The 8,536-nt window shown below is 64.2% G+C and carries 9 protein-coding genes and 1 pseudogene; 2 read left to right on the top strand and 8 right to left on the bottom strand.

Annotation, left to right across the window (positions count from 1 at the left end; all coding sequences use genetic code 11):
• Positions 1-479 precede the first annotated feature (479 nt).
• Positions 480-761 carry a DUF2312 domain-containing protein gene (locus MFF42_RS07290; RefSeq protein WP_182556838.1) on the bottom strand — a complete coding sequence of 94 codons (282 nt, stop codon included), beginning with the start codon at positions 759-761 and terminating at the stop codon, positions 480-482.
• A gap of 310 nt (positions 762-1,071) precedes the next feature.
• On the opposite strand from MFF42_RS07290, the gene MFF42_RS07285 reads away from it, so the two are divergent.
• Positions 1,072-1,782 carry an alpha/beta fold hydrolase gene (locus MFF42_RS07285; protein ID WP_238255150.1) on the top strand — a complete coding sequence of 237 codons (711 nt, stop codon included), beginning with the start codon at positions 1,072-1,074 and terminating at the stop codon, positions 1,780-1,782.
• A gap of 35 nt (positions 1,783-1,817) precedes the next feature.
• On the opposite strand, the gene rsgA is transcribed toward MFF42_RS07285, so the two are convergent.
• From rsgA to MFF42_RS07260, 5 genes are all read right to left on the bottom strand, one after another.
• Positions 1,818-2,852, bottom strand: coding sequence for a ribosome small subunit-dependent GTPase A (rsgA, locus tag MFF42_RS07280; RefSeq protein ID WP_238255151.1), 1,035 nt, complete (start codon positions 2,850-2,852; stop codon positions 1,818-1,820).
• A gap of 119 nt (positions 2,853-2,971) precedes the next feature.
• A complete protein-coding gene (locus MFF42_RS07275; RefSeq protein ID WP_306423500.1) occupies positions 2,972-3,961 on the bottom strand; it encodes a fatty acid desaturase in 990 nt (329 codons plus the stop codon).
• A 195-nt stretch (positions 3,962-4,156) separates the two neighbouring features.
• Positions 4,157-4,489 carry a hypothetical protein gene (locus tag MFF42_RS07270; protein ID WP_238255148.1) on the bottom strand — a complete coding sequence of 111 codons (333 nt, stop codon included), beginning with the start codon at positions 4,487-4,489 and terminating at the stop codon, positions 4,157-4,159.
• A gap of 219 nt (positions 4,490-4,708) precedes the next feature.
• Positions 4,709-4,852: a hypothetical protein gene (locus MFF42_RS07265; protein WP_182556833.1), complete on the bottom strand. Its 144-nt coding sequence runs from the start codon at positions 4,850-4,852 to the stop codon at positions 4,709-4,711.
• A gap of 145 nt (positions 4,853-4,997) precedes the next feature.
• The gene (locus tag MFF42_RS07260; RefSeq protein ID WP_056241414.1) at positions 4,998-5,207 is read right to left on the bottom strand and encodes a cold-shock protein; all 210 of its coding nucleotides are present in this window, start codon (positions 5,205-5,207) and stop codon (positions 4,998-5,000) included.
• 1,041 nt (positions 5,208-6,248) lie between these two features.
• Here MFF42_RS07260 and MFF42_RS07255 point away from each other — a divergent pair.
• Entirely contained in the window at positions 6,249-6,470 is a 222-nt protein-coding gene (locus MFF42_RS07255; RefSeq protein ID WP_238255147.1) for a hypothetical protein, read from the top strand.
• A gap of 214 nt (positions 6,471-6,684) precedes the next feature.
• Here the strand turns inward: MFF42_RS07255 and MFF42_RS07250 are convergent.
• Both MFF42_RS07250 and MFF42_RS07245 read right to left on the bottom strand, forming a co-directional pair.
• Positions 6,685-6,946 (bottom strand): annotated as a pseudogene (locus MFF42_RS07250) (SOS response-associated peptidase); the annotation flags it as partial.
• 286 nt (positions 6,947-7,232) lie between these two features.
• A complete protein-coding gene (locus tag MFF42_RS07245; protein ID WP_238255146.1) occupies positions 7,233-8,204 on the bottom strand; it encodes a Hint domain-containing protein in 972 nt (323 codons plus the stop codon).
• Between the last annotated feature and the right edge of the window lie 332 nt (positions 8,205-8,536).

Genomic DNA, 8,536 nt, shown 5'->3' with positions numbered 1-8,536 from the left:
CGGCGATCCTTCGCTACTGCCTGGTGCGTCCAAGCCGACAGGCTGGGCAGGTGTATGGGACGGAGACCGCCTACATGGCGGAAGCGTGTTCGTGCTCCATTCGCTCGTCAATCGTCTGCTGGCTGCAATCCCATGCAGACCGACCCTTGCCGCCTGCGGATGCGTGAAGGAAACGCCCGGTACCACGGTTCCGGGGCGCCTGTCCGGCAGCTCATCCAGGGCACGGGCTGCCCTCTCTGCATAGCCAAGCCTGACCTCCCCTGGGCGTGCAATGACACAACCACCCCGGCCTGATCCTCGGCGGCGAAGTGACCATTGTCGGCTATGTCGTCGAGGCGTTCACCAGCGGAAATCGTCGGCCGGACATGAGGAGCGGGCGCAGGGTGCTTGATCCATACTTGCCGCTTGGCGCCCGCTCGTTCGTGTCTGACCGCGCACCGGGCCAGGTCCATCGGGCCCGGTAGCGGAGAGCTGTCCGATTAGGCTGCCTGGGCGACTGGGGCGGGCGTCGGCGCATCCATCGCACGCAGATAGAGGTCAAGCAGCGTCTCTTGCTCGTCGCGCTCGTCCTTGTCCTGCTTGCGCAACTTCAGGATCTCCTTGAGCACCTTGACGTCGAGCCCCTCGCCCTTGGCCTCGCCGAAGATCTCCTTCTTGGTCTCCATGAGATCCTTGATCTCCTCGTCGAGACGCTCGATGCGCTCGATGATGGAGCGGATCCGGTCGCCTGCGACGCCCACGGTGTCGGTCGTGTCGGACATGCTCACTCCTCGCGCTGATCGGGAGCGGCAAACTGGCGGGTCAGGGTAAGCGAGAGGTTAAGGCGGTCGACCGGATAACCATGGTCGCGATCGGCAGGGCGGGCAGATGAAAGTAATCCGGTGGTGGATCGCTGCGATGGTCGCCGGGGCTCCGCTCGGTCTGGCCGTGGTCCGATCGGCAGCCAGACGGCGTGTGTGCCAGGGGGGCACAGTACACCATGGACGCCTCGCAGCGAGACGCGACCGCGTCGGCGGCATCACCGTGCATGCCCGAGTTTCGGTCGACTCCGTACCGGATGACCGCTTGCCCGTGATCCTGGTCCACGGGCTCGGGATGTCGAGCCGCTACATGATCCCGCTCGCAGAGCATCTCGCCCCGCACCTGCAGGTCTACGCACCTGACCTGCCCGGCTTCGGCCTGAGCGACAAGCCTCCTCAGGCGCTCACGGTGCGCCAGCTTGCCGATGCGCTGGCTGCCTGGATGCATGAGATCGGCGTGAAGCGCGCAGCCTTTGTTGGCAATTCGCTCGGTTGCGAGGTGCTGGTGGAACTGGCCGTCGTCCACCCGCAACTCGTCGACCGCCTTGTGCTGCAGGGGCCTACGCCGGACCCGGAGGCACGCGGCATTGCCCGGCAAGTCGTGGGCTTCTTCCTTATCGCGCCATTCGAGCGCTGGTCGCTCGCCTGGGTCGCGCTGACGGATTATGCCCGCTCTGGGATCCGGCGCTACCTCCAGACCCTGAGGAGCATGGTCGACAACCATATCGCAGAGAAGGCGTTACGGATCTCTCAGCCGACGCTCGTGGTCTGGGGCACGCGCGACTACATCGTGCCCTATGCGTTCGTGACGAGCCTCGCTGCCTCTCTGCCTCGGGGGCGGCTTGCCGCCATCCCCGGCGCGGCCCACGGGATCAATTACTCGCATCCGGAGGCCTTTACGGCTGCCTTGCTGCCATTCCTTCTTGCACCGCAAGAGAGGCCTCCGACTGAAGACTTGTCCTTCGAATTCGACGTAGATTGAAATTCTTCAGCCGAGCTCGACTGCTTTGAAAATGTCTACCTGCCGACACTCCTTCGACCGCGTGGCCCGGCGGATGCGGGCGTGTTATCATGATTTTCATCGTGGAGCTTGCGCCAGCGGATGAGGCGCTCGGGGTTGAGCCTGCCGTCGGCGACGGCGGCTTGCACGGCGCAGCCGGGTTCGTGCGCGTGCGTGCAGTCGCGGAACCGGCACGAAGGCGCGAGTTCGGTGATCTCGGCGAACAGCGTTGCGATCCCTTCCCCAGCGTCGCTGACATGCAGCGTCCGCATCCCCGGCGTGTCGATCACCCAGCCGCCCCCTACGATGGCGTGCAGGGAACGCGACGTCGTGGTGTGGCGTCCCTTGGCGTCGTGCTCGCGAATGCCTCCGGTTTCCTGGGGAAGCGCCTGCCCCGGACCGGCGAGCGTGTTCACCAGAGTCGATTTGCCGACACCGGAAGAGCCGACCAGCGCCACGGTCTGCCCCACCCCGCACCACGAGGCTAAGGTCCGTGCCGCTGCAGGAAGCCGGGGATTGACGCTCACGACATCGAGCCCGCGCTGCAACTCGGCAGCCTGACAGCGGTAGACATCAACGTCAGTCGCCATGTCGGCTTTGGTGAGCAAGATCACCGGGTTTGCACCGCCCTGGTTGGCCAGAGCCAGATAGCGCTCGAGGCGGGCCTGATTGAAATCAGCGTTGCAGGAGGTGACGATGAACAGCGTATCGACATTGGCTGCGACGGGCTGCAGGGCCCGGCTACCCTCGAGGCGTCGCTCCAGAACCGTCCTTCGGTTCAGACGGCGGTGGAGCATCCGGGTGCGAGGATGAATCAGGACCCAATCGCCCACGGCGAAGTCAGCGGTGTTGGTGTGAACGGGAAGCGTCAGCTCGACCGATCCCGCCTCCGACAGCCCCGTCAGGCGCGAGCGGTGAACCGTGGCGATCCGCATGGGCACGAGACCCATCTCGTGCGGTTCGCGCTGCTCCGCGAAGAAGTCGCGCCAGCCGAGGCTCGCAAGCGGCCCAGACGGGGGGAGGTCGGGATGATCGGTCACCGGCCCGCACATGGCATGGCACTGGTCGCGTGACCAGCGGCGCGTAGGGGTGTGCGTTTCGACGCCATCAGCAGCCTCTTCACTCGGACCGTCGCCCCGTGATGGCTCGGGGGTCTGCTTCGAGTCAGACTTCAAGCGACCTGCAGCCTTCGCACTCGTGCGAATCCGACCAGCTTCCGCGCGTCTTCATCCCAGAGTGCGAGGTTCAGGCAGCCCAGGCTGTCGCGCAGCGTCAGACGGCCGACGCGGCCGAGAATCTCATGGCCGTCCAGGCATTCCTGCAAGCGGTAGTTCGGAATGCGGCTGTTCAGATGGTGGACGTGGTGGAGGCCGACATTGCCGGTGAACCATTGAAGAACGTGCGGCAGAACGTAATACGAACTTCCGCCGAGGGCGGCGCGGTGAAAGTCCCAGGTGTCGGCTTCTTCCCAGACGGTCTCCTCATACTGGTGCTGGACGTAGAACAGCCAGCCCCCGATCCAGGCGGCGACGCTGATCACCGGCAGGAACACCCAGAGAACCGTCCCGACGCCGCCGACCGCGACCGTGAGGAGCGCCAGGCCAGCGAAGAGCGCCGCATCAAGCGCCAGCACGTCGCGCCACGCCGTCCGCCACGGGAGCCCGACGCCGGAGGGCAGCCGCTGCAGCAGGAGGAAGTTGAGCGGTGAACCGAGCACGATCAGGATGAGCGGGTTGCGGTAGAGGCGGTAGCGGAGCCGGCTTCGACGCGGCAGAGCGAGGTACTCGCGCACGGTCAGTGTGTGGATATCCCCGGTGCCGCGGCGGCTGAGATCGCCGGTGGAGGCATGATGCAGGGCGTGGGCCCGCTTCCAGCTGTCGTAGGGCGTCACCGTCAGAAGGCTCAAGGCGCGGCCGAGCCAGTCGTTGCCGCGACGTGAGGGCAGGAACGAGCCGTGTCCGCAATCATGCTGGATAATGAAGAGCCGGACCAGGAGCCCGCCCGCCGGCACGGCGAGCGGTAGGGTCAGCAGCGCGTAGCCGTTCGCCGCCATGCTGAGCATCAGCGCGCACAGGATCAGGTACGGCAGCAGGGTGTCGGCGACTTGCCGCACAGCCAGCTTGGGAATCGGCTCGCGGAATGCGGCGCAGTGCCGAGCCACGTCCCGTGCGAGCTGCGCCTGATCGGGTGGCGATGCTGCGTCGGCGAGCCTGGACGTCGCGGGCGAGTTCGGGGTCGCTCCGGTCACGATGGTCGATGATCCTGTCTGGTGAGCATAGTCAGAAGCGAGACCTGCGAGTGGTGGGACGGCTTTCGAACGGGCCGCCGGGCCAGGAAGCAACGTATCGATGGCTGGTCATGGCCGGACGTCGATCAGGCCCGTCCATGCCTCGGTCAGGATCCGCCCGCGGCGGTCGGCGCGGTCCGGGGCGGCGTCGCACACCCGGCGCAACACCGCCTTCAGCACTTCGCTCCCGCCCGACGCGACAGCCTCCTCGCCCTTCCGACGGATCGCCGCCCGGTAGGCCTTCGTGGCCGGCCCCGCGGGCTGCGTCTCGACGGCCGCGACGAGCGAGAGAAGAGCCGTCACGGCTGCATCGACTGCTGCGCTCTGCTCAGGCTCGGCAGCAGGGGCTGCACGCGGGGGCCGCGGTTCGGCCAAGTGGCCGGTGGTGCGGGGACGCTTCATCGCGGGGTCTCCGGCCAATATCACGAGGTGGCAGCCAAAACCCTGCGTCTCGACGAAAGTCGAGGTCGCCCACACGGTAGACGGAAGGCTGTGAGCTCACAGGCCTACGCCCCCATTCACCGGGCGCCTCTGTCGAGGCCGAGCTGATACGGCCTCGTCATCGCGTGAGCATCGCGAAGCGCTTCCGCCACTCCCTCTGTCGGAAGGCGAGGGGCTGGTCTACTCGTTCGCACCTTCGCCATCAGGCTTGGCAGCGACCGGCGGCTTGTTCGGCCGCGGTGCGTTGCGGCGCTTCTCGGGAGGCTTTTCGATCGTCGGCATCTTGGCCACGGCGCGCTTCGCGCGCTCGTTGAAGTCGGCCATCGAGAGGGTCGCCGAGCGACCGGTCGAATTGGATCCTGCCATGTTGGGCCTCTGCTATGCTGCCCAAGGCACAGGATGATGCAGTGGGATCGTTCGTCGTGCGCGCGTGCCGGCGGCGTCCTCGGCTGCCGGCACGAACGATCGTCTAGCCGACCTTGAGGTTCTCGGCCGAGGCTTTGCCGCGGCGTTGGTCGACCACCACCTCATACGAGATCTTCTGGCCGTCGGCGAGGTCGCGAAGGCCGGCCTTCTCGACCGCAGAGATATGCACGAACACGTCCTGGCCGCCGTCGTCGGGCTGGATGAAGCCGAAGCCCTTCGTTCCGTTGAACCACTTTACCGTACCGGTTGCCATAGGCGTCTCTCCCTTGCTGGATATGCGCTCTACCCGATCTGGGGGCCGGCCGTCTCCCGAACAATTTGCTCCCGCGAGCGCGTAGCCGAGCCTGCGCCGCCAGGCGGCGGCCTCTTGCTCGTGGGATTCGGCGCGCAGCGCGTGTGGCTCGTCACCGGTGATAAGGCTCCGCAGCTGATCCGCGTGCGCCGGTTGCGGGTAGATCAGGGCTGCCATTTCGCCGAACGCGGTCCACACCGGAAGCGAGCCGTCGCGCACGAACATGGCGACGGCCTCGACAGCCTCCCACCGATCAAGATCGTCAGGGCTTTGAACCGCACGGCACACGATACGGGTGCGCAGGAAGGGATCGTCGGCTGTCGGCGCAGTCTCAAGGGACAAAATCACGCCTGACCGGTCAGGCCTTAGTTCGTCTGGCAGCGCACCGATCTTGCGCCAAAGACAGAACCATTTGGCGCAAGCTCCCGGTCGAACGCGGTGGATGCCACAGGACACGCCTGTGTTGTGTTCGCACTCGACGCCTGCCGGTTTGGCAAGAGCCTGAACCGCAAAAGTCTGGCAGCACGCTGTGCAGGGATCACAGACGCGATTCGGGACAAGGCGCTGCGCCATATGTCAGTTTTAAGAGGCCAACTCGTTGTTTTCTCTGGCTGCCTCGCTCGCCACCTCAACCTCAGGTTGCTGGGAATTGTGGATGGGGGGAAACAGTTCGGCCAGCCCACCCGCGACCCCGTGCAGAACGGGATCGTGGACCGAGCCAAGGTCGCGCGGATGGAGACCGGCGGTGGCCGCGAAGGCAGTAGGCATGACTTCGGGCATGACCTGTCAGGACTCAGGGGCGAGAGCCGCTCGGCACCGCTTGGTTGCAGTCAACGCGGACGACCGTGTTCGGTTCAGGAGATACCCTGGCACCGCAGCCATCGGATCCGCGTCCTCCGGCGCAGGTAGAGATGCACCATCAGAGTTTGTTAACGTTGTTGGCTGGGTGCGGAAACGAAGTCGCTGCCGAGCCCGTATATCTGCGGCAGCAGGAGCGTTGAAATGTCAGATGTCATGGGAGCGCCGGCTCAGGACGCTCTCGCTCACTTGCCGGTGACGACCTTCGTCGCTGGCTGGCGGGCCCTTGTCGGCGAGCCTCCCGCTGTCATGCTGGAGAACCGTTCCGAGATGATTCGCCTGCTCGTCGAGAGTTCACCGGCCGACCCGGCACAGATCGATGAGCAGTTCCGCGTGCTCATCGAGGGCTGGTTGAGCAAAGGCTGAAATACGAATGGTAATGGGAGCTTGGCCTAGGGGTGCGCTTCCGTCTGCCGTCACCCCAATCGTGACCTGATACGCGCTTGCGGCGGCGAACGAGTGCTTGGATAGAGGATGTGAGCCCGGTGCCGACGACGGCCACACGTCGTTTCCCCTACAGACTGTTCATATGCCTGAGCACAATGTCTTCAGGCATGAGGTCTGGAGATGGCCTGAATATCTATCGGATCGCGTCCCCTCGCTGGCCGCGAGCGACCACCGCGAGCGCGCCGTCGGGCATAGGACGTTGCAGGGTTTTCGCGTCGGACCATGGCGCGCGCAGCCACACGTTTCGCTCCTCGTCCGTCACCAGAATCACCGGCATCGCCTTTCGGTTGCACCGCACCGACCTCGGCGCTCGGTGGGCCGGTCAGGAAGGCGTAGAGGTCGTCCGTCGTTTCGCCGTCCGCGAGCTTGCGCACCGAGGTCCAGTCCTCGGTCCTGAACCGGTCCAGTCGGCGCGGCGTGCCTGCCTACATGGCCGTTCGTCGTGGGACGCCCTCTGCCGCGTGGTTTCGAGGTTGACCCGGCTCTGCTCGGTGCGGTTTCGCTGCTCGTCAGCGCTGAGCTAACCATGTTGATGTCGGCGACAATCCATCCCGTGGGCGGGCGGCGCTGATGTCCCGCCGGATCTTGCGTCTCGTCTGAATCATCGCGACGGTCGGGAACGGAAAAACCCCGCCGCGGCTGAGCCGGGCGGGGCTGGTGTGGTCGGGCGTTGGCCGGCAGTTACGCGGTCAGCGCGCGCTCGGTGGCCTGCCAATCGCACTGCTCGCTCAGAGAGCCGGCGAACACCGCATCGAGCCGCAGGCGCTCGGCCTCGACGACCGGACCGTCGACCGCCACCGGGCGGCAGCGGGCGTTCCAGCCCACGGGCACGAAGTCCGGGTTGTGAAGGGCGTGGTCGGAGCCTTCGAAGAATGCGCGGTCGCCGCCGTCGAGGTAGCTCTCCGCCGGCAGGCCCTCAGCCAGCAGGATGTCGTGGGCGTCGAGTTCGACGTGCCAGTAGGTCACGCCGGCACGCGGCTCGCGGGTGATCGTCGTCCCGTTGATCAAGCACATGATTGGCACCAGCACGCCGCCCTTGTTGTCGGCCTCCGCCCCGACCAGCACCGGGTGGCCCGGCGAGAGGATGAGATCGCGAGCCGGCAGGCCCTGGCCGAAGGCACCCGCACGGACGCGCACCGGCTGCTGGTGGGAAGGGAGCGTCGCACCCACAGCGGTCATCTCGCGGTGGCCGATCCAAGTGATCGGACGCAGGGTGCCGGAGGCGGTGACGGCGAAATCGCCAACCTTCAGATCTTCGACAGCGATCTCGCCGCGGCCGGTGCGGATCGTCGTTCCGGCCTCGAAGCAGACGGGAGTAAAATCTCCGAGCGTATTCTCAGAGAACGTCTCTGTTTGTCCTTCGATGACTTGAGTATTTGACACCAAAATTGCGAAACCAGAACCGTCTGGATTTTCAGAAAAGACAATCTGATTTGCGTTGTCTAAATTCGTTGCGTAAAGATTAAACTGATTATTCGTAGCAGTGTTGGTCAGAGTGACCGGATCTCCTACACTGCTGATGGTTCCATTGAAAATGTATGGCACATCATTGTTGCCATCATTCTCAAATACGGCACTCTGGACGCCATCATTGTCCTGAGACAAGAAGTCAACGCCATAGGTCACATTATTGAAAACGATTGGGAGTGCCATGGGTGCCTCTCTACTGTATCTGCCTGTCTTCCTGATTTACGTCTCTGCTCCCGCGCGCGAGCCTTAGCAATTTGCTCGAGACTGCACTTTTCAGACGCGCAAATATGCATCTCATAATTGAGAGCAGTAAATTGCATGAAGGATACGTTCTATCGATTATCCACTATTGTGTCTCGGAAGCAACATTATAACCAACTTTTGTTAGTTATCTAAGTTGCCAATTGATGACGGATGCATATTGTTGCTCGCGAACATTGAGGAAGTTATTCTCAGATCTTTATTTATGTTAATTTCGGCATCCTTCTGCGACCCTTCTAGAGGCTGTTATGGAC

This window comes from Methylorubrum podarium, assembly GCF_022179745.1.
In the GTDB taxonomy this organism is placed as follows: domain Bacteria; phylum Pseudomonadota; class Alphaproteobacteria; order Rhizobiales; family Beijerinckiaceae; genus Methylobacterium; species Methylobacterium podarium.
The sequence above is the reverse complement of the archived record's forward strand: the minus strand, read 5'-3'. Positions and strand labels throughout refer to the sequence as shown.